Below are 23,415 nucleotides of genomic sequence, written 5' to 3'. Positions count from 1 at the left end.
GGATGGCTTCGGCGAAGCGCGGCCGTACGGACAGCAGTAGGGCTGGTGGCTCTTCACGCATTTTGATCGAAGCCTTCCCGGTAGATTTGAGCGAACAGTTCAGGTTCGATCTTGCGTGGTGATAGCGGAAAGAGCAGGCCGGTTCGTGACCCGCTGAGTGCCTTCAGTCGCGGAAGCGGTATGGGGTGGGGGAAGATCTCGGTGTTGGTGACGCGCAGGGCTTGGCGTCGTTGGCTTCCCCCGGTGCCTTCGATTTGCGACAGTTCCCACACGCCGAGGTGTTGGAATCGGTTGTGCAGGTCCGCTGGTGTGCCGATGACATCCAGCTCTAGCTGGGAGCAGCCGATGATGCCGGGTGCGGCTGGCGTGGTGCCGCTCATGTACCACAGGATGCGGGCGGGAGCGGCGGGGCCGCCTGTGGCGGCGCGGTAGTAGACGTGTTCGCGGCTGAGACCGAGGTCGTCGCGCCACAGTGGTGTGGGTACGCCGAACAGTTGGTTGGACCACCGCTGCTGGATCGACACGACGTAGGTGGGCAGCGGGGTGTCGATGATCTTCGCCGGCCACCAGTTGCGCTCTAGCTGAGCGACGACAGCGGCGGGCATAGTTGATCTTAACGGGGTTGGCTCGGGTAAGTCGAGATGACGCGCTACCGCGTTGACGTCGCGTTCGACGTCGGCTGCTGTGCCGCAGGTGTCGATGACGAACCCTATCCACCTGCCGTTGACCTGCTGGAAGCCGTCGTCGAGCAGTGCGCGTTGTGTCCCGGGTGACAGGTGAGGGTCGTCGACCACGATCGCTGCGAGCTTGTTGGCGCGACACTGGTTGCGCAGGATCAGCAACAGTTGACGTGCCATGGTGTCGGCCAAGGGCTGGTCGGCCACCCGCAGCAGCGAGACGGTAAGCGCGAAGCCATGCTGGTCGGTCACATACAGGGCGGCGACGGCGCCGTCAGGGGTGATCACGGCGCGACGTTGGGTGCGTGCGACGGCCAGGGCATGAACTCGGCGGAGAAACTCCTGGCGGCTCTCGCCACTGGCTGTTGCGGCCAGGTGCTCGACTGCCTGGTCCTGCTCCGATCCCAGGGCTTTGAGCTGATAGCCGGTGCCGAGCAACGCCACGGGTTGGTACGCCTCGGCTCGTGTGAGTTCGTCGAGGTGCACGACGACGTCGGCTGGCGCGAGGATGCGCAGCCCAAGCGCCCGGGCTGGCTTTCTCAGGACGTTGATCAGTCGGGTGTCGTGTGTGACGAAGACTCCGACCTTGGCCGCTACAGCCGAGGCGACGTGGCGCAGGTCGTATTCATCTCGACGGCCGTCGGGATATGGACGGTGTTCGGCGTCGATCCGGTCCAGGAGGAACTTCTTGGCGGCCTGGACGGCTTGTGAGACAGGCGCCGCGGGTGTGCATCTGCTCATCGCCTCCTCGCAGGCGTCCCTTGTCGCGCCGGGATCCAGATCGGAGATCTCTCGGCGGACCGAGGTGGTGACCACCAACTCGAGTTGGTCGGCGAGGTGGTCGGCGAGGAGAGCCAGCGATTCGTTGGCGCCGGGTCGGCTCTGGGCCGGGCCCAGGTCACGGATGATGTTGTTGTCCAGGGCGGCGCGCAGGAGAGGCGGGTCCTGCCGGGAGAAGAGGTCCGGGTGCCCGTGGTCACGCCACCAGACGTCGAGCAGGTGGCCGGTGTGGCTTCGCCCCCGCACCTGTGATCTCTTGTGAAATCCCAGATCGATCCACAGCTTGTCGATCCCGTAGTCCTGGCGGCACTTGACGCTTATGCCCGCCAGATCGTGATGCTTCGCCGAGAGGTGTTCCACGAACATGGTGGCGATTCCGCTGCGACGGTGCTCGGTACTCACGCAGAGATAGGCAAGGCGGACGCGCTGGTAGGCGGTGCCGTAGAGCGCGAACCCGATGACTTTGCCATCTTGTTTGGCTACCAGCAGGTGCCCGTCCCCGGCGGCTTGCTCGTAGGCCCCACGCATCTGCATACCGAGTCGAGCCTTGAACTGGCAGCCGAGCTCGAATGCCTGCGTGACCGCGTCGCTGTCGCCAGGTCGCACCGTCTCTAGCTGGACAGGTCTGGGCGAGGTCGAAGTCGACATGCACGCAGTGTGCCGGTTCGATCGCTCCAGTGACATCACCCGCGTGTCCTAAAGATCGACACTCAACTGGCGGGTGAATGAATCGGGCTACCAAAATCGTCCGGACTTGGCCCGCTTCGCGGCTGCGCGTTGGGCCACGATCCGCGCCCCGTTCCGTTCATGCGCCAACGGGCAACCGGAAGGCTGGCGTCGAAGAGGTCGGCGACTTGCTATCGAGGCCCGCAGCTCCTCGTCCGCCGACGCCACCGCCCACCTCGTCCTGGCCGCCATCCCATGGTCGGCGGTCCGTCGATGGGTCAGGGGCTGTGGGAACTCGCTATCGGCGACGGTAACGGCCAGCCCGCCCCACCCGTTCGCCTGACCGAGATGCTCGCGCTGCTCTGGGAAGGCCAGTCCCGACACCGCGGGGAGCCCGAACTCCCGCCGCCAGACCCAGAAAGAGGCCGAGGTCGCTGTACATCTGGCACCCCTGCACCCCGGCTACCTCACCCAACGCCTGCGGCTGCTCGTCGACCGCGCCGGACTCCCACCGATCCGGCTGCATGACCTCCGACATGGCGCAGCCTCACTCGCGCACTCCGCCGGCGCGGACATCAAGACCGTCCAGGACCAACTCGGACACGCCAACATCCGCGTCACCGGCGACATCTACACCACCATCCTGCCGCCGGCCGCGCACAAGGCCGCCGAGATCACGGCCTCCTACCTCATCGAGGCCGGCAAACCCGGTGCGGAGATCAAACGACAGATCGACCGCACCCGAGACACCGACGACGGCACCGCCCCAGCGCCGACCAAGCCACACCCTGAACCGGACATCACCGGGGCAGGAGCCCGAAAGCCACCGAAGCACACACCCCAACTGAGGGTGTCGCGGCGCCGCACCCAACAGCGCGCGAAAGCGCAACGAGTGCTCACCAGCCGACAGCTCACCAACCCACAGGAGTTCGCCGGACAACCCGCTCCCAGAAGTCGCTAGGTCCAGGTGCGCACAGAGTCCCAGCCACAGGTTCTCCTGCGGCTGGGACTACTGCACCGCTGACACGGCGACGGCGTCGGCGAAACGCGATCCGGCCCCACGACCATGCCGCCAACAGACCATCCCCACGACGCGACCAGGCCACCGACACGGTTCCTGCCCCGCCTCGCCGACTCCCTGAGCAGACGTAACACGTCTTCAGGCCCGCTGGAGTCTTCGCAGGTCCACAACCCTCGCGGCGCCGGAACTGGACTTGCTACCGGCGCGCCTGGCCCACCAACGGGCCGACGCCCCGGCGGCTGACGCATTGATAACGGCCGCCCTCGACAGGTTGCCCGGGTTACCAGGAGATGCTGGACCTCGCGGTAGGCATCAACGCGCCGCTGCCGACCCTCACCCGGAAGATCCTAAGGAGCGTTCCTACCGAACGTAGTGCCTCCGGTCTCACCACCCGATGGGGGTTGGCTAGCTAGGCAAGGCCAGCGATTGAACGCAGCGCATCGCTGTCTCGTACGACAATCTCGCGGTAGCCCGTGGCGACGATGCCGTCCGCACGAAGTCCACCGAGCGCCTTCTGCAGGCTGATCTCGGCGGCGCCGCAGAGGGTAGCCAGCTCGTCCTGTGTCAGTCGGATGTCGATCACCAAGCCGCGAGGGCTGCGTCGTCCGTAGGCGGCTGCCAGTTCCCACAGCACTCGGGCCAGACGAACTCGCAGAGGGTAGGAGGTGAAATCGATCCGTCGCCGGTTGGCCCACCGAAGACGGTCGGCGACGATCCCGGCCACCTCTAGGGCGGCTTCAGGGTAGTCGCGGAGAAAGGCTCTGAATGCGTTGCGGTGGATGATACGGATGGTCGATGGACGGCAGGCGGTGATCGTCGCCGTCCTCGGTGTGCCGTTCAGGGCGGAGATCTCTCCAACGATGTCACCGGATACACGGATTGCCAGTAGGGCGTGCCGGCCGTCGGATAGCGCGACCGTGACCTTGACGAGCGCGTCATGGAGCAGGACCACGTGGGACTCCAAGGCGCCCTCGCGGAGAAGCACTTGGGCCTCTTGCACCGACCGCCTGACTCCCACCATCACAAGTTGCTCTCGTGTCGACGGTTGGAGCCGGCCGAGAAACGTACTGGGTGGCCAGAGCACTTCCTCCATGTTCACCTCCTCATGCCCAGAGGTCATCTTTCATGTTCGGCGTCAAGGTCGCTACACCCCGCAGTAGTTCGTCAGGTGATCGCGCCCGCTAAGGCCTCGAGGGTCACCAAGCTGACGGCTGCGCCCAGCGACATCAGAAACCAGGGCAAACACCGCCGAATACGCAGATGCTTCGCCATCGCGATGCGGGCAAGCACTACCACGAAGTCCCAGGCCTCGTTCCTATGCCGACTGGCTGGGGCGATCGATGGTCGGCTGCCAAGCGCGACGAGATCCGGAAACCCGAATCGATTGGCACCTCCGGCGCCCGCCAGACGGGGCCAAAGCGACAGCGCTAGCTGACAGGTGGTCGCCGTCATGGCTATCGCCATGACGGCCGTGAGGAGCACCGTAAGCGCGGCAACGGTCGGGTTGCCCTCCAGCGTCGCCGGCAGGGCTTGATCGACAACTGTCGCTGCCACGCTTCCTTCGGCAGTCAGCAGCGCCAGGGCTTTCGCGTCCGCATGTCTGATCGAGGCTTGTAGTGATGCCGCCGTGGCCAGGCCAACGTGAAGATCCCGCCACGTGTCCTCGCTGCTGCTCGCTCTCCGGCTTTTTCCCATGTCTGGAGTCAACGCCAGATCGGCGGAAGCTATGGGATCGAAGTACCACTTGTCGACGACTCGACAGTGGACCTTGTTTCTGTATTTGTATGGGATCTTCAGCACCGCCGGCCTGTAGAGATAAGTCTCGAACGATTCATCACTTAGTGAGGGATGGAGAGCATGGCTTACGTCACGGACCCGGACCGGCGTGTGCTGGTCGCTGTGGACATGGAGTCCTACAGCGGCCGAGACAACGTCCTACAACATCGAGCGCAGATGGCCTTCCGGGAGGTCATGGCGACGGCATGCGACGAGTTGGTCTTCGATCGCGCCAACTGGTTGATCCAACAGGGAGGTGACGGTGAGCTGGCCATCCTCCCGCCAGGGGCCAGCGAGCGGGCGGTTGTGACGCGGCTTACGCCGGTCCTCGATCGGTTGTTGCGCGAGCACAACCGTGGTCTTAGATCTGAGGCGCGTATCCGCTTGCGCGTCGGTGTTCACGAAGGGCCGGTTCATCTCGACGGGGCGAACGGCTACCCAGGCGACGCTGTCGTGACAGTCTGCCGGCTGGTGGACTCGCCCCAACTCAAGGCCGCGTTACGGCAGTTCCCGGGCGCTGCGGTCGCACTAATTGTGTCGGATCGGCTTTACCAGGACATCGTCCGGCAGTACCAGGATCTTCGGCCTGATCACTTCCAGCAGGTGACGGCACGGCTCCCTGAGAAGCACTTCGAGGCCACCGCCTGGATCTACGTTCCGGGCGAGAGCATTCCCGCAACCGATGAGCGTCCTGGTCCCCAAGGTTCCGCCTCTGGCCAGCCGAACGACGGGAGCGGCGGTGAGAGCGTTGATCGTCAGGACCGTAGGCCTCGCCCTCAGCCGGCTGGGGGTCGGCAGGTATTCCAGGACATCCGGTCGCGGGGAATCGGCGCGATCGGCAACGGCAATTCGATCTCCGTTACGGGCCGTTCAGAAGACCTCGACTCGTGGGGGTCGCCTCGATGAGCGACACGACTCCTGACGGAGATCCGTCGCCGCCCAGGACATCCTCTGGAGATGCGGGGCCCGGCGACGCGGCCCTGCCGGAGCTGCGGATAGATGAGCCGGGTGGTCGAGAGGAGGAGACCGCGGCGGAGCCAACAGCCGATTCGCAGGAGGAGATTGTTCCGGGGTCCTTGCGGATGGACCCGCGCGTGGGCGAGGAGCTGTACGGCACCCAGTTCTCCGCCGCCTACTCGGGGATCAACGCCCGCGGTGTGAACGCTGTCGGCAACAACAACACGATCCACGTCGTGAACAACACGGGTCAACCGGCGGCGAAACCCGTCATCAGGGACCTGGTGGGAGTGCCTGATCTGCTCGGGGTATACGCGGAGACGGCCGCAGACGAGGAGCTCAGGGAAAAGCTCGGCCAGCGATCCACGGCTTGTCTGGCGGGTAGGCCGCACACCGGGCGGTTCAGCACCGCGTGCGTGGCGCTAGCTCGGCGCCACGGCCCGGACCGGATACATGAGGTCCTACTACCGGAGGATGTCGCGCCGGAAGTGCTGAACCGAGCAAATGACAGCATCAAGGAGGATCACGGGTACGTGCTCCGGCTGCCGGGCAACAGCCACAGCCAGGCGATGCGCCTGCTGGCAGACCTCTTCCGGCGACGGTCCGCGAGCCTGGTGCTGATCAGGCACGACGACTCGCGTTCCGGTGTTCGGCACAGCGCCGAGGTGCGGCACCGCCGACCCGCGCCACTCGCTGTCTTCCGCGCTCATCTCGGCCATCACCTACGCGACAGGCTGACGCTGACCGATGAGGAGAGCGCCGAACTCGTTCGCGGGTATCTCCACCACAGCGACCTCGTCGACGCTCTGCACGGCGCCTACGGGCCTCGAGAGGTGGTGCCAATCGCCGAGGCCATCGGGCGGAGTCATCCAGCCGACGACAACACGCTGGCCGAAATCCTCCGTAGCTCGCAACCGCGGCGCAGGGCCCGCGCAGCGGAGATCCTGCGTTCCGACGCAGGCGGCGGCCGGCGGCCCCGGCGGGCCGACCAGCACGAGCGGGCTTTCCGGATCGCGTACGCCGTCTTCGCCTGGCAGCCACTGCACTACGTCTTCGAATCCGCCGGTCTCCTGCTTGAGGAGATCGACGGGCAGGCCAAGCGGGTGGACTGGGGCCGGCTGGCATTGCAGTACCCGGTGTCGGAGCTGCTCGGACCGCTCGACATGGACTGGCAGGAGGGCCGGGAAGCCACGCGGTCACGGGGCGGATCGTCGCGCTCAGCCTGGCTGCACGATGGCGCCATGCGCGGCGTCATCATCGATGAGGCATGGCACGAGTTCGACAGCACCCGGCCAGCCCTACTCAAGTGGCTGGACACCCTGGTCTCGAAGGATGACGAGCCGATGCAGCGAGCGGCCGCCGAGGCGGCCGGCCTGCTCGCGCACCACGACTTCGCGCGAGTCTGCGCCGACATCATCGACGACTGGGCGGCCTCACCCAAACGTCGACTCCGACAGGCAGCAGCCTGGGCGATGGTCGCGGCGGACATGGGCGGCCAGGTGGGCCATCTGGTCCGTCGGCAGGTTCGGGACTGGGCCAGTGGTCATCGGAACTTTCAGAGAGACGCAGCCGCCCGCGTCTATGCCAGTGGGCTGCAACAACCAGACCTCAGCTGGAGCCTGGCCGACCTTCGCCGCATCGCCCAGGACCCGATGCAGCAGCACACGTACACGGTCGCCGAGGGCGTGTACCAGCTCTACGCCTCGCACAGGGCGGACCGAATCATCTTCGAACTAGCAAGGTGGTCTGACGACCGACAGCTACAACTGCACGCCGGCGGTGCCCTTGTCAGTCTGGCCGGCATACCGGCCGACAACTCCCCAGTCGGCGTTCCCGAACTCATGGTCAGAGCCGCGTCACATGAGGTCGACAGCCATGAGCTTGTACGCCTCTGGCAGGTGGCGCTACTGACAGCCGACCTGTCCCGACGGGCATGGAACACCTTCGAACATTGGCTGATTAGCGCTGACTCCGACGACACCCTGCGTAAGGCGACCGCCGCGTTGGTCACCGACCTCACCGCCCTACCGACCCTGCGTCGCCGGATGACGTTTCATCTCGCACGGCTGCCGCAGTTTCAGGACGGGCTACCGGAATGGCTCGACGCCGCGATGAGGAAGTGACGACATGACCGACACCATCAACACGGCCAGTTCTCCCGCTGCCTGGCGGCGGTTCGGATCGTGGCTGCTGACGCTCTGGCACCGTCTCGTCGCGGCGCTGCGCGGGCCCGAACCCGTCCCCATGCCACCACCGCCTCCGCCACCACCGACCCCAGGCCGGCTGACCGAACGCCGAGACGCACAGGCACCGATCATCGTTCCGGCGCGCGGTTACGTATTCACATTCCGCGTCCACTCCACCTTCGTCTGGTCCTCCGAAGGCATACCGCGGGAAATCCTCAACGGATCCGCGCAGTACTTCATGCCGTACGCCATCCGGGCGCTAACACGCCTCGCCGCCGCCCGTGCCCGCAATGTCGTCGCACATCGCGCGAGAGAACTCGAGGTAGAACTGCAGCGAGCCATCACCGAGTCCGGCCCGTGGAGGTACGAGCGCAACGGAGTGCGAGTAGCCTGCCAGCCGTACGTCTGGGTTGAACTCGACGACGGCGTGAAGCGGGCAGTCAAGCCGTACTGGGAACAGTTGATCAAGCTCGACTGCGAGTACGACGTGGACGTCAAGCGCGCACAGTACGTAGATCGGCTGAGCCGGCAATGGCTGACCATCCTCGAAAAACTCGTCGACAATCCCGTCTCCGGCGGTGCGGCCAAGATGACCAACGAAAATCTCGCCGCCGTCGTACGAGATCTTCTCGCGGAGCAAAGCGCCACCGCTCAACGGCTGGAAGAAATTCTCGCTGAACGACTGAGCAAAGGCGACGCTTTTGAGCAGGCCGCGTCATTCGACCTCCTAGCCGAACGACTAAACGCCCACGGGTCGAAGGCCGCGAGAACGCCAGCGTCCGGCTCGAACGGATCATCTCAGGGATGACACTTATGGGACCCGTCACACGCTCCTCGCACTGCGGTAGCACCTCCGCCATGAATCAAGCGGGCGTCAGCATGGGCCGGAATCGACCATCACCACCGCCCAACTGGTTGTCGCCGCCGCCCACGCACCCCCAGGGCGCGGACGAGCGTCCCATAGTGGCCCACGCCTGGGTCTATCCGGGCCGCAGCGACGTGAGCCTCGGCAGCCGCTACCAGGTCGCTAACGGGGTGGAGCACCGCAGTCGTGAAGACCATCGGCTGATGTAAACGCGAAGCTGATCCGGTGCCCGAGGACCCAGCGCACTCGGGCACCGGATCCTCCGGGCGTGGCAACCCATGATGACGGCGGCTGGTCAGCAGAGCGTGATCGACGCGAGCGGCGAGGGACGGCCGAAGCCGTCGTTCGCCTGGTCATCGACGCCGGCAAGCTCGGCAAGGGAATCACCGCCACCGACGGGCTCCAAGACGCCCGGCCGACAACCCGAGCGGCGCCTCGAACACCGCCAGCATTCGTGTTCACACCGGTAGGCGCCCTGCCGGGTCGCCTCGATCGAGGCTGTCCCATCGAACAAGCATCTGTTGAGTAATCAGATGGGTCGGGCTGCAGGGGTGCCGCCAGCGCACGCCGGACTTAGGCCGCTACCTGCGAAAACACGCGACCCGCCTCCCGGTCTTCCCATTTTCGCCACCATACATCCCACATATCGAGACCGTGGTGCTCCGATGCTGCTCGGCTGCTCAGGAGCCGCTCGAGCGGCGCGACGACGAACCAAAGTGCCTCTGAGCTGCTCAAACGTGGGTCACAGCCGCGGCCCACACACGACCCATACGAAGGCAGGGAATATAGCCGATCGGCTATATTCCCTGCTCAGGTGGTGCGCCCGAAGGGACTCGAACCCCTAACCTTCTGATCCGTAGTCAGATGCTCTATCCGTTGAGCTACGGGCGCTCGGTGCTTGGCCAGTCTACACACCCGGCTTTCGCGCGGAGACTCCGGGATTCGAACCCGGGAGGGGCTTTAAGACCCCAACCGCATTAGCAGTGCGGCGCCATAGACCAGACTAGGCGAAGTCTCCCTGGTGGCCCTGCAGACCACCGCGCCCGAGGATACAGGGCCGCACCCATCAGGAGCAAAGCGACTTCCCCGGTCCACCCCTCCGCCCGCGCTACGGGCTTTCCCGAACCAGCCCGGGACTCCCCCCGGCCTCGGCTTTCCCTGCTGTGCACGGGCGTGATCAGGACTACGCTCCATCGATATGCAGGAGCAGCCGCCGCGCGAGCCGACCCGCCGAGAGCCTGCTGAGGGAGCGCGCCGACGCTCCCCGAAGGCGACCTTCAGTCCGCCCCCCGCGCCGCCGGAGCCGGCCGGGCCGGAGGATTCCGGGAAGCGTCCCCGGCGGGCGAAGTCGGCGCCTGCGGTGCTCTTCCAACCGCCCTCGGCCGATCCGCCGCTGCCCCGCCAGGCAGACCGCACGACCGAACGGGCACCACAAGAGCAGCCCGACCAGGCCGGCCGCGCGGCCGAACGAACGCCACGAGACCAGCCCGTCCAAGCGGACCGCGCGGCCGAACGAACGCCACGAGACCAGCCCGTCCAAGCGGACCGCGCGGCCGAACGAACGCCACGAGACCGGCCAGGCGAGGCCGACCACGCGGCCGATCGGGTGCCACGAGAGCGGTCCAGCCAGGCGGACGAGACCGGCGGGAGTGATGTCGCGCACACCGGCGGCGGCGCGGCCGCCGCTGCCGGCGATCAGCCGGGACCCGCCACCGCTGTGGGCCCGGCCGCCTCCGGCAGGCAGACCACTGGCGGTAACGCCGCCCCCGCGCGCAAGGCACCCGGGAAGACGGTGGTCGCGAAGAAGGCCGCGCCGAAGCGAACGACAACAGCAAAGGCGGCAGACCAGACCGAGGCGACGACGGCGGAGGAGGCCGCAGGGCCGGAAACAGCGGCGGCCGGGCCGGCGACGACGACGGCGGAGCCCGCAGTGCCGGGAACGGCGGAAGGCGCGGCGCCCCAGGCGGCGACGAAGGACGCACCCGCTCGGAAGACCACAGCCGCCCGGAAGGCCACGCCCGTGAAGAAGGCCACGCCCACGAAGAAGGCCGCGCCCACGAAGAAGGCCGCGCCCGCGAAGAAGGCCACACCGGCCGCGAGGGCCGAGCCTGCCCGGAAGGCGACGCCCGCTAAGAAGGCCGCCCCGGCGACGCTCACCCCGGCGACGGTCGCTGCCGAGGCCCCGGTCCAGGCTCCGGCCGCCGCGCCCCCGCATGTGGTCGAGCGGCACGCCGGCGACGGGGCGGCGGGGACACCGCCGGGGCGTACGCCGGAGACGGTCCTTCGGCTGGCCGCCGCGCGGGTGCTGGAGCATCCCGCGTTCGCGCCGGAGTTGCTGGCCCTGGCCGCCGTCGAGGCGTTCGGGCCGCGTGCCCGCGACTGGGCGCAGCGGCTGCGTGACGCGTACCCCGATGCGGGAGCGGACGGCTTGGCGCGGCTCGCGACCCGGCGGTTCGTCCGGCAGGCCGGGGTGGGCGGGGCGACCGCCGCGCTGGCGGGGGTCTTCGCGCCGGTGGCCGAGCTGGTGGCCGTGCTGTGGGCGCAGGCCAACCTGGTGCTGCACCTGGCGGCGGCGTACGGCCGGGATCCGGCGGATCCGGACCGGGCGGTGGAGCTGCTGGTGCTGACCCGCGTGCATCCGGACGCGGAGAGCGCGCGGGCCGCGTTGGCGGCGGCCCGGGCGGCGGACGCGCCCGACGAGGCGGGCTGGCCCCGGGCGGCGGAGGCGGCGTGGCGGCTGGCGGCGCCGTTGGCCGCCCAGGCGGGCGGGTGGCTGGCGCTGCGGGTGGCGTCCCGGCTGCTGCCCGGCGCGGCGGTGCTCGTGGCTGCGGCCGGGGACGCGGCGGCGGCCGAGCGACTCGCCGCCCGCGCGATCACCGCCTACCGGCGACCCACACCCCGCTGATCACGGGCGGCCTGCGCTCGGCCCAGCGGAGCGCGGCCCAGGAAGACGGGCCGCTGGCAGATCTTGGTAGGAAATGGCCCCCGGAGGGGCACTTTCCTACCAAGATCTGCCGGGACGGCGCCCCGGTGGCGGCCCCGGCGGGGACGAGGCCGCGGAGGGATGAAGGGCTGGCGGCGTCAGAGCCAGTCGAACCATTCCTTCGGCAGCAGGGCGTAGCCGAGGAAGGCGACGATGTCGAGCAGTGTGTGCGCGACGACCAGCGGCATGACCCGGCGGGTGCGCAGGTAGAAGAGGCTGAACACGACGCCCATCACCACGTTGCCGACGAAGGCGCCGAAGCCCTGGTAGAGGTGGTACGAGCCGCGCAGCAGGGCGCTCGTCGCCACGATCGCGCCGACCCGCCACTGGAGCTGGCGCAGCCGGGTCGTCAGGTAGCCGACGACGATCACCTCCTCCAGCACCGAGTTCTGCACGGCGGCGAGGATCAGCACCGGCACCGTCCACCAGAGGTCGGGCAGCGCGGCCGGCACCAGGGTGGCGTTGACGCCGAGCTGGGCCGCCGCCCAGAACAGCGCCAGGCCGGGCAGGCCGATCAGCGCGGCCAGGCCGGCGCCGCGGGCCAGGTCCTGACCGGGCCGCCGGGCGTCCAGGCCGAGCATCCGCGCCGGATCGCCGGGGTCCCGCGCCAGCAGGTGTACGGCGAGCAGCACCGGCAGCAGCGCGAAGACGATCCCGAGCAGCTGGTATGTCAGGTCCAGCCACGGCCGGGGTGACACCGACGTGTTGAGCGCGGCGGTCTGCTTCGACAGCGGCCCGTCGGCGGTCAGCTTCGCCACGATCGACACCGTCGCGTAGACGGCGGACTGGCCGAGCGAGAGGCCGAGCACGAGCAGCGTCTCGGTGCCGAGCATCCGGCGGGTCGCCGGGCGTTGCAGCTCAACGGTCACCGCACCACTCTGCCCGACGCCGAGGGCCGACGTCACCGGCCGACGTCACCGGCCAGCGGCACCGCCCGAAGGAGCCTCACGAGCCGATCGCACATTCTGTGCGACCGGCAGGCACGCTCCGTGGACATTCTATGGGTGCCCGATCCGCCGTCAGGAGAAGGAGCGCGCCTCGTGGACGACTTCGCAAGGCTGCTGAAGGAGAGCTGGACCCTGGTCGAGGAGCACCGGGAGCGGCTGAGCGGTCACTTCTACGCCCGGCTCTTCCTGCTCGACCCCGAGCTGCGCAAGCTCTTCCCGGTGGAGATGACCGGGCAGGGCGACCGGATCCTGGAGGCGATCGTCACCGCCGCCCAGACGGTCGGCGACCCGGAGAGCTTCGACGAGTACCTGCGCTCGCTGGGGCGGGACCACCGCAAGTACCACGTCGAGGCCGCGCACTACGAGACCATGGGCGTAGCGCTGCTGGACGCGCTGCGCAGCGTCGCCGGCGACGGCTGGAACCTGGAGTACGACCAGGCGTGGCGGGACGCGTACGCGGCGATCACGGAGAAGATGCTGGCCGGGGCGGCGGCCGACGACAACCCGCCGTTCTGGCACGCGGAGGTGCTGACCCACGAGCGGTACGGCAGGGACACGGCGGTGCTGACCTGCCGGGCGTTGCAGCATCCGCTGTCATGGCGGGCCGGCCAGTACGTCAGCGTGGAGGTGCCCCGCCACCTCCCCCGGGTGTGGCGCACCTACTCGGTGGCGAACGCCCCGAACGACGACAACCTGCTGGAGTTCCACGTCCGTACGCCGGAGGGCGCCGGCTGGGTGTCCGGGGCGCTGGTCCGCCGGGTCAAGCCCGGCGACCTGCTCCGGGTGGCGGCGCCGATGGGGTCGATGACGCTGGACCGCTCCTCGGAGCGGGACATCCTCTGCGTGGCGGGCGGCGTCGGCCTGGCTCCGATCAAGGCACTGGTGGAGGAGTTGGCCAGCTACAACCGGACCCGCTGGGTGCACGTCTTCTACGGCGCCCGCACGGCGGCGGACCTGTACGGCCTGGCCGGGCTCCAGGAGTTGGTGGCCGCGCACCCGTGGCTGTCGGTCACTCCGGCGTGCAGCGAGGATCCCGACTTCGACGGCGAACTGGGTGACGTCCCCGACGTGGTCGGCCGGTACGGCCCGTGGACGGCGCACGACTGTTACGTCTCCGGTTCCGCCCGCATGGTCCGGGCCACCCTCCGGGTGCTCGCCGAGGACGGCGTCCCGCCGGAGAACACCCGCTACGACACCTTCGGCAACCTCTAGAAGCGTTCCTCCCCCGAACCGGGGCGCGTGCTCCTGCCCCCTGGGGCACGCGCCCCGGTCCCCCAATCGGGCGGACCGGCACCGCCCCGCACGACCACGTCCGCCCGGCCGTCCGTCCTTCCCACCCGGGCGGACGTGGTCGTGCCGCCGGGGGCGGGTGCGCTCAGGTCAGTAGCGCCAGGGCCGGCCGGTCTCGCGGTACTCCTCGACCGGCACCAGCGGCACCCCGGGCGTCATCCGGTCGACGTAGAGCCGCCCCTCCAGGTGGTCGATCTCGTGGGCGACGAGCCGGGCCATGCCGAACTCGAACGAGGTGATGATCCGGCTGCCGTCGTACTGGGCGTGCTCCACGTCGAGCCGGAGCGGTCGGGGCACCAGGCCACGGTGGTCGAAGAAGGAGAGGCACCCCTCGTACTGCTCGTCGCTGTCGGGAGAGGCGTCGACGACGCGGGGGTTGAGCAGCACGACGGGGTCGGCCGACCGGTCGGGGGGCCGGACCACCGCCACCGCCCGGCCGAGGCCGAGCTGCGGGGCGGCGATGCCCACCCCCTTGCGGAACGGGTGCAACTCGTCGAGGCGGACCAGGGTCGCCGCGAGGCGGTCGGCGACGTCCCGGGCCTCCCGTTCCTCGCGGGGCAGGTCGAACGGGCGGGCCGGCTGGCGGAGCAGGTCGGCGCCGCGCTGCACGATGCCGATGCCGCGCATCCGGTCGCTGGGCCGGATCCGCCCGGCCTCCTCGGGCTCGGCGTCGGGCCGGCTGCGGAACCGCCACTGCAACCGGTACCGCGCGTTGAGCGGCGGGTCCTCGGTCGCCCAGTCGAAGATCACCCGGTCGGCGTCCTCGCGCCTGGTCACGGGCGTGCGCAGCGGGCCCTCCTCCGCCGAGAGCGAGGTCTCCACGCCCCACACCTGGGGGTCGACCGCGGCCGGAAGGTCCAGGCGTACGGCCATCTGCCGGGTGGGCAGCCGGACCGCCCGCTGGAACCAGGGGCCCCACTTGTCGTGCCCGACGCAGTACGCGTACTCGATGGTGGCCCGGTCCCCGGGATAGAGGGGGAAGCGCCGGTCGGCGTTCTCGAAGAGCAGCCACAGCTCCTTGAAGGCGTCGCGGTCGTGCTTGGCCCGCCAGTGCATCGCCTCCCGCTCGTCCCCGTCCTCCCGGTACGCCCGAAGCCGCAGCTCGGCGAAGGTCAGCGGGTGTTCGCGGTGGTGCAGGTTGGAGCGCCCCGGGTCGTTGGGGTAGCGGTCGACGGCGATGCGCACCAGGTAGCGGGTGACCGGCTCGGTGCCGGCGTTGTACAGCTCGCGCCGGATGACGCAGCGGTAGGCGTCGCCGAGGTGGGTGAGGGCGGCGAGTTCCCGCTCGACGATCAGTCCGGTGCCGGGCGGCATCCACTGCCCGGGTACGGGCGGGTCCCGGTGTGCCCGCTCGGCCCGGGCGTGCCGCAGCTCGTCGTACTCCTTGAAGCGCTGCCAGATCGCGCCGCCGGCCTCCAGCACGGCCTCGGCGCGACGCGCGAAGTCCTCGGTGGGGCGGTGCCGGCGCCCCTCGACGTGGCTGACGTACGACGGGTCGAAGCCCATCAGGGTGGCGAGCTGCTTCTTGGACAGCCCCCGCCCCGTGCGGTGCCGGGCGATCTCGGCGGCGAAGGAGTCGGCAGCCCGATCGAGCGGTGAGGTCATCAGCTTCCTCGTGGCCGGGAGTATCAGTTTCACGTTCTGTGGCGACGCGCACACGGAACTGGCACCTTGCCGACACGAGCCTTGACAGATAGCGATGGCTGTCGATACTGATGCGACGTTTTCCGCCCCGATGACCGGGTAGTACGCCGCGCGGGCGAAGTGACCGACCCCTCCGGATCCAAGGCAGGCGAGCCTTCCCTTATCTCGCGAGATGTGGTTAGGCTAGCCTTAGCTCAGCGACGGGCGGGTGCCCGCCGACGGCGACGACGGGGTGGGTGAGTCCAGTGACAGCGGTGATGCCGGAGCGCCACACCGCCGCCGCGCCGCTGGCCCCGGTCACCGCCGCCATGCGCGCGATGTTCGGCACCGACGACGTGCCCGGTCTCGCGCCCGGCCTGCTGGTGCACGACGAGTTCGGCTGGCGCCCGGCGACCGCCCTGGTCGACGGCACCCTCCTGCCGGAGTTCCTGCGCTCGGCCAGCTCGCGTTGGGGCGGCACCCCGCACGCCTGCGCCGCGCTGGCCTGGAAGTCGTACAGCTACTGGACGGCGCTGCCCGTGGCGCTCGGCTGGGCCTCGGCCCGACGGGTGCCGCTGCTCGACCCGGCCGACGTGCTGATCCACTTCGAGGACCACCGACCGCTGCTCACCATGGGCCTGCGCCGCTCGACCACGGTCGCGGTGCTGCCGAGCGACCCGCTGGCGCTCGCCGGGCTGCCCGAGGTGCGGGTCGTCGCGGACGAGGCGGAACTGCTCCGGGTGCTCCGGGCCTCGCTGCTCGACGCCCACCTGGCCCCGATGGTCGCCGCGATCCAGGCCGAGGTCCGCATCGGCGCGCGCACCCTGCTCGGGTCGGTGGCCTCGGGCATCGCCCACGGCGTCCTCCGGGCCGCCGACGGCCTGCCCGGCTCGTCGGTCGAGACGATCGAGACGCTGCTCGGCGCGCTCGACCTCGCCGACCTGGTGGAGCTGGTCCCGGGCCCGAACGGCGAGCCGACCGTGCAGCGGCGCACCTGCTGCCTCGCGTTCACCCTGCCCAAGCCCAAGATCTGCCAGGGCTGCTGCGTCCGCCAGGCCTGACCGGCGTCAGTCGGTGAGCGGGCGGACGTCCCAGAGCCAGACCCCACCGGTGTACGTGGGGCGGACGCCGGTCAGCTCGGTCATGCCCCGGCGCAGCGCGTCGGCCTGCCGGTGCGGCCCGAGGACGACCGCGCCCGCCCGCCAGTACCGCAGGTCCCCGACCGCGTCGACCCGCGCCTGCGGGGTGATCGGTGGCACCGCGCCGGTCCGCCGGATCTCGGCGAAGAACTCGCTGGTGGGGCGGGGCGGCGCGGAGAACAGGGCGATCCGGTCCCGACCGGGGCGGGTGTCCGGGCCGAGGAAGTAGCCGCGGGCGATGGGCATGTCCAGGCCGGTCCGCGCCGACCAGCGCAGCGGATCGGCGTAGTGGGTGTCGGGCAGCGGGAGGGTCACGATGCTCCGCCCGCCGTCCGCGTACGGCCGCCAGGCGCCCGAGGTGACGAAGGCGGGCACGGGGTCGAGCCGGGTGGTGGGCAGCGGGGTCGGCAGGATCGGCAGCAGGGCCATGACCAGCACCGTGGCGGTGGCGAAACGGATCTGCGGGCGTGCCCGCGGGTGCCGGTCGGCCAGGGCGCGCGCGTGGTCCGCCCCGTAGGCGAGCAGCACCCCGACGATCGGGGTGATCGCCAGCGCCCACCGGGTCGGCACCACCGAGTGCAGGACGGGCAGGTTCTCCAACGCCGCCCACGGGCCGGGTATCCCGGTCCCCCTGCCGTTCAGTTGCACCTCCCGCCCGAGGGAGAGCAGGCCGAAGAAGAGCGCGAGGACGGCGAGGCCGCGGACCACGACGTGCCGGCGCAGCCACCAGACCAGGGCGACGACGAGCACCACCAGCGGCCAGCCGAAAAAGGCGTTCTCCTCGGTGGGGTTCTTCGCCAGCCCCTGCGCGCTGCGCGCGTCACCGGCCAGGGACTCCCGCGAGTACGCCACGAACGACGCGAGGTCCGTCGAGTAGCCCCGGATCAGCCAGGACAGCCCGTTGTACGCCCCCGGGCCGAAGAACTGGACGTGGAGCGGGTACGCGAGCACCACCAGCGCCGCGGCGGCGGCCACCGCCAGACCCGCGAGGAACGGCCGGACCCGCCGGCGCAGCTCGGGTCGGCCGAGGGCGAGCGCCCCGACCACCACGCCCAGCCCGATGGCGGTCATCAGCAGCACCTCGAGGTTGAGGAAGGCCTGCCACACGATGACCGCCGCGAGCAGCAGCCCGTTGCGCAGCCAGCGCCCCGGCTCGGCGAGTCGCAGGGTGCGCCAGACGATCAGGGGCACCACGTACTGCGAGACGATGTTGGGGTGCGCGTTTGCGTGCGAGACCATCGCCGGGGCGTACGCGCAGAACGCGGCACCGAGCCAGGCCGGCCCGCGGGCGCCGACGACCACCCGGGACAGCAGGAAGTACCAGGCCGTCGCCGTGGCGATCATGCCCAGGGTGAGAAAGAGCAGAAAGGAGGCGCGGGTACCGAGCAGGAGCGTGACGGGCGTCATTGGCAGAGATACGGATAATACGGACGTATTTGCCATCAGATTGACGGTCTCCGGCACGTTCATCCGGCCCGAGGTGAATGGATCAACAAAATCGGTCACCACGCGCGCGCCGTGCGCCATCATCCACTCGAACTGCGACTGGTCGGTGCGGTTGTCCCGGATGCCGTGCGACGGGCGCAGCCAGAGCCGCGCGGTCACCCAGAAGCCCAACGCGGCGAAACTCGCCACCGCGGCGGCGTCCGTCCACCACCCCTTCCAGGGCCGTACGCCCCGGTCGGGCCCGCCCACCGACGCCCCGGGCCCTGACTCGCCAGCGGGGAGGCCCGATTCAGGAGTAGTCATGACGATTCGTAGAGTAGTCAGGCTATGACGCCAAGGTGACATGTTTCGGGGTACTGGCGTACCATGTGCCGGGTTCGCCGACCGCCGATCACGTGCCCACCCCCGACCGCATTTCGGCCACCACGGGTGCCCCGATTTCTCTGTTGCCAGTGCGGATGATTCACTCTGTCGGTCCAGGCGCGGGTCGAGTTCATATCGTGAGGAATCGACGCATGGCAGAAATCACTGGGGATCAGCGCGTGCAGTCCGAGGTCCTGGAGGGTCTCGCGACGGCGGTCAACCACCGTCGCTGGTTCGTCGAGCTGGCCCTGCCGCACCTCGGTGACAACCCGATCGAGATCGGCAGCGGGCTCGGCGACTACGCGCTGGAGTGGGCGGAGCACCTGCCGCGCTTCACCGCCACCGAGGCCGACCCGGACCGGCTGATCCTGCTGAAGGAGCGGCTGGCCGACCAGCCCCGCATCGAGGTCCGGCAGATGCTGCTGCCGCACTCCGACCGGGGCGACTACAGCGCCGCCGTGTCGTACAACGTGCTGGAGCACATCGAGGACCACGTGGACGCGCTGCGCAGCATGCGCGACCTGGTCCGGCCGGGCGGCAACGTCATCATCATCGTGCCCGCCTTCCAGTTCGCGATGAGCCCGGCGGACATCGCCACCGGCCACGTGCGGCGCTACACGAAGAAGACCCTGGCCGCCGCGATGACCGACGCCGGCCTGACGGTGGAGAAGATCCACTACGCGAACGCGCTCGGCCTGATCGGCTACTTCATGGCGACCAAGGTCTTCCGGCTGATGCCGAAGGAGGGACCGATGGTCAAGGTCTACGACACCCTCGTGCTCCCCGCCACCAAGGCGGCGGAACAGCGCGTCCTCCCCCCGTTCGGCCAGTCGGTCTTCGCGGTGGCCCGGGTCCCCTCCTGAGGCCGGGCCCGGTCCGGGTTACTCCTTGACCTGGTAGGTGGGACGGATCACGGCGCGGGCCAGGGTGTGGAAGGCCAGGTTGAAGCCGACGACGGCGGGGGTCGCGGCGGGGTTGACGTCGAGGCGCTCCACGTCCAGGGCGTGCACCGCGAACACGTAACGGTGCGGCCGGTCGCCGGCCGGTGGGGCGGCGCCGCCGTAGCCCCGGTCGCCGTAGTCGTTGCGGACCGTGAAGGCGCCGCCGAGGTCGTCGCCGGCCGCGCCGCGCGGCAGCCGCGTCACGTCGGCCGGCAGGTTGACCAGGACCCAGTGCCAGAAGCCGCTGCCCGTCGGCGCGTCCGGGTCGAGGCAGGTCACCACGAAGCCCTTGGTCTCGGCCGGGAAGCCGGACCAGGCGAGCTGCGGCGAGATGTTGTCGCCCCCGACGCTGCCGTGGGCGTACGCGGCGTCCATCGGCTCGCCGTTCTGCACGTCGTCACTGGTCAGCGTGAACGACGCAACGGTCGGCAGCAGGTCGTACGGGTCCGGGGCGATCGGTCGTTCCAGGGTCATCGGGGGTCCTTCCGGTGAGCGGTTGTTCCTCCGCACCTTCTTACCCCGTCGGCACCCGCGATCGAACCGGCAGCGCCGCGTCCCTGCGGCCCGACCGTCCGCCCCGGGCAGCGGACGCCTACCTCAACGGCGTACGCACCTCGGACCGCAGCCGGGCCAGGCCCTCCTCGTCCCGGTCGTCAGCCGGTGCCTCGGCCCAGGCGATGACGTTCACCACTTCCCTGACGGTCAGGCCGAACTCCCGTCGCAGGGCCCGCCGGCCCAGATGCGAGACCCGGATCCCGCGCCGGCCCTCATGGCGCGCGCGATGGGCGAACCGGTCCGGCGCGCCGGAGGTCAGCTCCCGTACAGGCCGTGCCGTTCCCAGCGGCGCAACATCTCGTAACTCCGCTCGACCTCGGCCGGGTCCTCCGCGGCGAGATAGAGGTAGCCGGGCGAGCTGAACAGGTCGACGGTCTGCGGCAGTTCGGTCCCGGGGGAGCAGCGCGCGGCGACCGCCACGGCCGCCGGCAGCTCCGACAGCCGGGCGTGCCAGTCCCCCGCCTGCGCGGCGACGGGGACCGGGTTGATCAGCGACACGTTCCGGACGGCGGCGCCCCAGCCCGGCGTACGGTCGTCGAACTGGTCGAGCGACGCCGGATCGACGAGATGCTGGGCCTGTAGGAAGGTCTGCGACACGCCGCAGAACTTCGCCACGACGTCGGGCAGGGTCGCTCCCCCGAGGCGGGCCCCGGCCTCGATCAGCACCGGCCCCCGGTCGGTGAGCATGAGCTCGGTGTGTGCCGCCGAGGACCGGACACCGAGCGCGTCGAGCACCCCGAAGACGAACTCACGGAGCTGCCGGGCCAGGGCCGAGCCCCGGTCGACCGGCTCCTCGTAGTCGTAGATGGGACCGCCGCCAGGACCCGGCCGTTTCGTGTACCGCCAGATCTCAGCGACCCGGTGCGCGCCCGCGTACGAGACCGTGTTGACGTAGAACTCCGTCCCGACGAGCCGCTCCTGGACCAGCACCCGTCGATTGGGTACGCCGTACAGGTTGGCCGAGGCCAGGACCGTGGCGCAGGCGAGGCGCACCTCGTCGAGACTCTCGCAGAACCGCACGTTGTCGGTGCCTGCGCCGTCCACGGGCTTGACGACGGCCGGGCCGGACAGGCTGGCCGCGTACCAGGTGACCGCCTCGTCCACGGACTCGAAGCACCGGCCGGCGGGCACGGCGAGACCGGCGGCGGCCACGGTCTCCGCCATCGCCGACTTGTCGCGCCGCGCGGTGACCGTGGCGATGTCGTTGCCGGGCGTACCGAGCAGGTGGTTGAGCGTGTCGGCGAGGAGCACCCCCGGCTCGGTGCCCGCGACGACCCGGTCGACGCCGAGCGCCCGCAGCCGGTCGACGAGGCGGTCCTCGTCGGCGACGAAGCCCAGGTCGACCGCGTAGTCGCCGGGGCGGAACGTCTTCAGGTAGTAGTCGTACAGGGACTCGGCGCTGCGTACGTGGATGCAGGTCACGCCCCGCTCGGCAAGCGCCCGGCTCAGCGCGCTGCCCGTGGAGTATCCGTCGACGATGGCTATGGTCGGCACGCTCTCCTCATCTCCGTACGGCCCGCCGGAGGGTGGCGGGCATCAGAAGACCTTGCCGGGGTTGAGCAGGCCGGCCGGGTCCAGGGCGGCCTTGATCGCCTGGTGCACCCGCAGGCTCACCGGGCCGATCTCGCGGGCCAGCCAGTCGCGCTTGAGCAGGCCCACGCCGTGCTCGCCGGTGCAGGTGCCGCCCAGGTCCAGGCCGAGGCGCATGATCTCGTCGAACGCGCGCCGGCCGCGTTCGAGGCTCGCCGGGTCGGCCCGGTCCACCACGATGTTCGGGTGCATGTTGCCGTCGCCGGCGTGGCCGACCACGCCGATGGTCACGTCGCACTCGGCCGCGATCCGGGCCACCCCGTCGAGCAGCGCCGCCAACGCCGCCCGGGGCACCGCCACGTCGTCGATCACCATCCCACCGTTGCCGCTGGGGAACGACTCCCTGGCGAACTTCTCCATCGCCGCGTGCCCCAGCCGGCGGGCCTGCAACAGGGCCGCCGCCTCCACGGCGTCGGTGGCCGTGTGGATCTCGTCGGCGCCGGCCGCCTCGCACAGCTCGGCGAGCCGCGCCAGGTCCCCCGCGGCCTGGGGTCCGGTGTCCGCCGACGCCAGCAGCAGCGCCTCGACGTCGGTGCGCAGGCCCATCGGCCGGTACGCCTCGATCGCCCGCAGGTACGTGCGGTCGATCAGTTCGAGCAGGCTGGGGGTGAGTCCGTGTTCGGCGATCCGGGCGACCGCCCGACCGGCGGCGGCGGTGGTCGGGAAGACCGCCACCATGGTCAGCGACTCCGCCGGGGCGGGCCGCAGCGCCACCGTCACCTCCGTGATCACCCCGAGCGTGCCCTCGGAACCCACGAAGAGCCGGGTGAGGTCGTACCCCGCCACCCCCTTGGCGGTACGCCGACCGGTACGCAACACCTCCCCGGAAGCCAACACGACCTCCAGGCCCAACACGTACTCCGTGGTCACGCCGTACTTGACGCAGCACATGCCACCCGCGTTGGTGGAGACGTTCCCACCGATCGTCGACATCTCCCACGATCCCGGATCCGGCGGATACCACAACCCCTGTTTCGCCACCTCCGCCGACAACGCCGCGTTGACCACCCCTGGCTGCACCACGGCGATCCGGCTCACCGGGTCGATCTCCAGCACCGCGTCCATCGCGACCATGCTGATCACCACCGCGCCGTCGACCGCGTTCGCCGCGCCCGCCAGTCCCGTACGCGCCCCCTGCGGCACCACCGGCACGCCGTACCGCCCGGCGATCGTCACCGCCTCGACCACATCGGCCGTGCCACGTGGACGAACGACGACCAGCGGAGTGCCGGCCTCGCACAGATCGGCCTCGTCCTTGCGGTGCATCCGGAGCAGGTCGGGGTCGGTCAGGACGGCGTCGCCGAGCGCCGCACGCAGGTCGTCGACGAGGGGGGAACCAGACATGGCAGAGAGGGTACAGATCCGCGTCATCCACTCCGGAGCGCGAACGTGGGCGCCCCCGATCCGGCATCGGTGCTGGTGAGAGCGGTGTGAGCGGGCCCGGTCGCTCGAACCCCTGTCCTATCGGAAGATCCTTCCGGGGTTGATCGAAGTTTGTTACCGTCTACCGCCAACGAGGGCACCCCTCCTCCAGCCAACGTCCCCCGGCCTGCCACCTCACCGCTCTTCCACCCCAAGATCCGCAGCAGGACGCGCTGTCCGGCCGGGCA

The 23,415-nt window shown here is 69.8% G+C and carries 18 protein-coding genes and 2 tRNA genes; 8 read left to right on the top strand and 12 right to left on the bottom strand.

Annotated elements, in window-relative coordinates; genetic code table 11:
- Window positions 1-53: 53 nt before the first annotated feature.
- On the bottom strand, window positions 54-2,105 hold the full coding sequence (locus tag EV374_RS30600; protein WP_165947947.1) for a GNAT family N-acetyltransferase: 2,052 nt from the start codon (window positions 2,103-2,105) through the stop codon (window positions 54-56).
- A gap of 460 nt (window positions 2,106-2,565) precedes the next feature.
- Here EV374_RS30600 and EV374_RS30595 point away from each other — a divergent pair, with 460 nt between their 5' ends.
- Window positions 2,566-3,084 carry a tyrosine-type recombinase/integrase gene (locus EV374_RS30595; protein ID WP_132240671.1) on the top strand — a complete coding sequence of 173 codons (519 nt, stop codon included), beginning with the start codon at window positions 2,566-2,568 and terminating at the stop codon, window positions 3,082-3,084.
- Between the two features lie 469 nt (window positions 3,085-3,553).
- On the opposite strand, the gene EV374_RS30590 is transcribed toward EV374_RS30595, so the two are convergent.
- Both EV374_RS30590 and EV374_RS30585 read right to left on the bottom strand, forming a co-directional pair.
- The gene (locus EV374_RS30590; protein ID WP_132240635.1) at window positions 3,554-4,237 is read right to left on the bottom strand and encodes a Crp/Fnr family transcriptional regulator; all 684 of its coding nucleotides are present in this window, start codon (window positions 4,235-4,237) and stop codon (window positions 3,554-3,556) included.
- A gap of 71 nt (window positions 4,238-4,308) precedes the next feature.
- A complete protein-coding gene (locus EV374_RS30585; RefSeq protein ID WP_132240634.1) occupies window positions 4,309-4,944 on the bottom strand; it encodes a Pycsar system effector family protein in 636 nt (211 codons plus the stop codon).
- A gap of 57 nt (window positions 4,945-5,001) precedes the next feature.
- Between EV374_RS30585 and EV374_RS30580 the strand changes: the two genes are divergently transcribed.
- The 3 genes from EV374_RS30580 (at window position 5,002) to EV374_RS30570 (ending at window position 8,871) form a co-directional block, all read left to right on the top strand.
- Entirely contained in the window at window positions 5,002-5,826 is an 825-nt protein-coding gene (locus tag EV374_RS30580) for a nucleotidyl cyclase domain-containing protein (RefSeq protein ID WP_132240633.1), read from the top strand.
- 188 nt (window positions 5,827-6,014) lie between these two features.
- Window positions 6,015-8,000, top strand: coding sequence for a hypothetical protein (locus tag EV374_RS30575; RefSeq protein ID WP_132240632.1), 1,986 nt, complete (start codon window positions 6,015-6,017; stop codon window positions 7,998-8,000).
- Window positions 8,001-8,004: 4 nt separating this feature from the next.
- Entirely contained in the window at window positions 8,005-8,871 is an 867-nt protein-coding gene (locus EV374_RS30570) for a hypothetical protein (protein ID WP_132240631.1), read from the top strand.
- A gap of 872 nt (window positions 8,872-9,743) precedes the next feature.
- Here the strand turns inward: EV374_RS30570 and EV374_RS30565 are convergent.
- The 3 genes from EV374_RS30565 to EV374_RS33050 form a co-directional block, all read right to left on the bottom strand.
- A tRNA-Arg gene (locus EV374_RS30565) sits at window positions 9,744-9,819 on the bottom strand.
- Window positions 9,820-9,855: 36 nt separating this feature from the next.
- Window positions 9,856-9,946 (bottom strand) — tRNA-Ser (locus EV374_RS30560).
- 677 nt (window positions 9,947-10,623) lie between these two features.
- Window positions 10,624-11,085, bottom strand: coding sequence for a hypothetical protein (locus EV374_RS33050; RefSeq protein WP_486486045.1), 462 nt, complete (start codon window positions 11,083-11,085; stop codon window positions 10,624-10,626).
- Window positions 11,086-11,143: 58 nt separating this feature from the next.
- Here EV374_RS33050 and EV374_RS30555 point away from each other — a divergent pair, with 58 nt between their 5' ends.
- On the top strand, window positions 11,144-11,833 hold the full coding sequence (locus tag EV374_RS30555) for a hypothetical protein (protein ID WP_486486044.1): 690 nt from the start codon (window positions 11,144-11,146) through the stop codon (window positions 11,831-11,833).
- Between the two features lie 176 nt (window positions 11,834-12,009).
- Here the strand turns inward: EV374_RS30555 and EV374_RS30550 are convergent, their stop codons facing one another.
- Window positions 12,010-12,780 carry a CPBP family intramembrane glutamic endopeptidase gene (locus tag EV374_RS30550; RefSeq protein ID WP_132240629.1) on the bottom strand — a complete coding sequence of 257 codons (771 nt, stop codon included), beginning with the start codon at window positions 12,778-12,780 and terminating at the stop codon, window positions 12,010-12,012.
- 171 nt (window positions 12,781-12,951) lie between these two features.
- On the opposite strand from EV374_RS30550, the gene EV374_RS30545 reads away from it, so the two are divergent.
- Window positions 12,952-14,070 carry a globin domain-containing protein gene (locus EV374_RS30545; protein WP_132240628.1) on the top strand — a complete coding sequence of 373 codons (1,119 nt, stop codon included), beginning with the start codon at window positions 12,952-12,954 and terminating at the stop codon, window positions 14,068-14,070.
- Between the two features lie 168 nt (window positions 14,071-14,238).
- Here the strand turns inward: EV374_RS30545 and EV374_RS30540 are convergent, their stop codons facing one another.
- The gene (locus tag EV374_RS30540) at window positions 14,239-15,756 is read right to left on the bottom strand and encodes a peptide deformylase (protein ID WP_132240670.1); all 1,518 of its coding nucleotides are present in this window, start codon (window positions 15,754-15,756) and stop codon (window positions 14,239-14,241) included.
- A gap of 293 nt (window positions 15,757-16,049) precedes the next feature.
- Between EV374_RS30540 and EV374_RS30535 the strand changes: the two genes are divergently transcribed.
- Window positions 16,050-16,832 (top strand): IucA/IucC family C-terminal-domain containing protein, encoded by a 783-nt coding sequence (locus tag EV374_RS30535; RefSeq protein ID WP_132240669.1) that lies wholly within the window; start codon window positions 16,050-16,052, stop codon window positions 16,830-16,832.
- Window positions 16,833-16,838: 6 nt separating this feature from the next.
- Here the strand turns inward: EV374_RS30535 and EV374_RS30530 are convergent, their stop codons facing one another.
- Window positions 16,839-18,659: a DUF6311 domain-containing protein gene (locus EV374_RS30530; RefSeq protein ID WP_132240627.1), complete on the bottom strand. Its 1,821-nt coding sequence runs from the start codon at window positions 18,657-18,659 to the stop codon at window positions 16,839-16,841.
- 212 nt (window positions 18,660-18,871) lie between these two features.
- On the opposite strand from EV374_RS30530, the gene EV374_RS30525 reads away from it, so the two are divergent.
- Complete coding sequence (locus tag EV374_RS30525; RefSeq protein WP_132240626.1) at window positions 18,872-19,582, top strand: class I SAM-dependent methyltransferase; 711 nt, start codon at window positions 18,872-18,874, stop codon at window positions 19,580-19,582.
- An 18-nt stretch (window positions 19,583-19,600) separates the two neighbouring features.
- Here EV374_RS30525 and EV374_RS30520 read toward each other — a convergent pair whose 3' ends face one another.
- From EV374_RS30520 to EV374_RS30510, 3 genes are all read right to left on the bottom strand, one after another.
- A complete protein-coding gene (locus EV374_RS30520; RefSeq protein ID WP_132240625.1) occupies window positions 19,601-20,134 on the bottom strand; it encodes a YbhB/YbcL family Raf kinase inhibitor-like protein in 534 nt (177 codons plus the stop codon).
- Between the two features lie 336 nt (window positions 20,135-20,470).
- Entirely contained in the window at window positions 20,471-21,709 is a 1,239-nt protein-coding gene (locus EV374_RS30515; RefSeq protein WP_207914672.1) for an ATP-grasp domain-containing protein, read from the bottom strand.
- A 42-nt stretch (window positions 21,710-21,751) separates the two neighbouring features.
- On the bottom strand, window positions 21,752-23,149 hold the full coding sequence (locus EV374_RS30510; RefSeq protein ID WP_132240624.1) for an FAD-linked oxidase C-terminal domain-containing protein: 1,398 nt from the start codon (window positions 23,147-23,149) through the stop codon (window positions 21,752-21,754).
- Window positions 23,150-23,415: the final 266 nt, after the last annotated feature.

The organism is Micromonospora sp. CNZ303 (genome assembly GCF_004345505.1).
The sequence above is the reverse complement of the archived record's forward strand: the minus strand, read 5'-3'. Positions and strand labels throughout refer to the sequence as shown.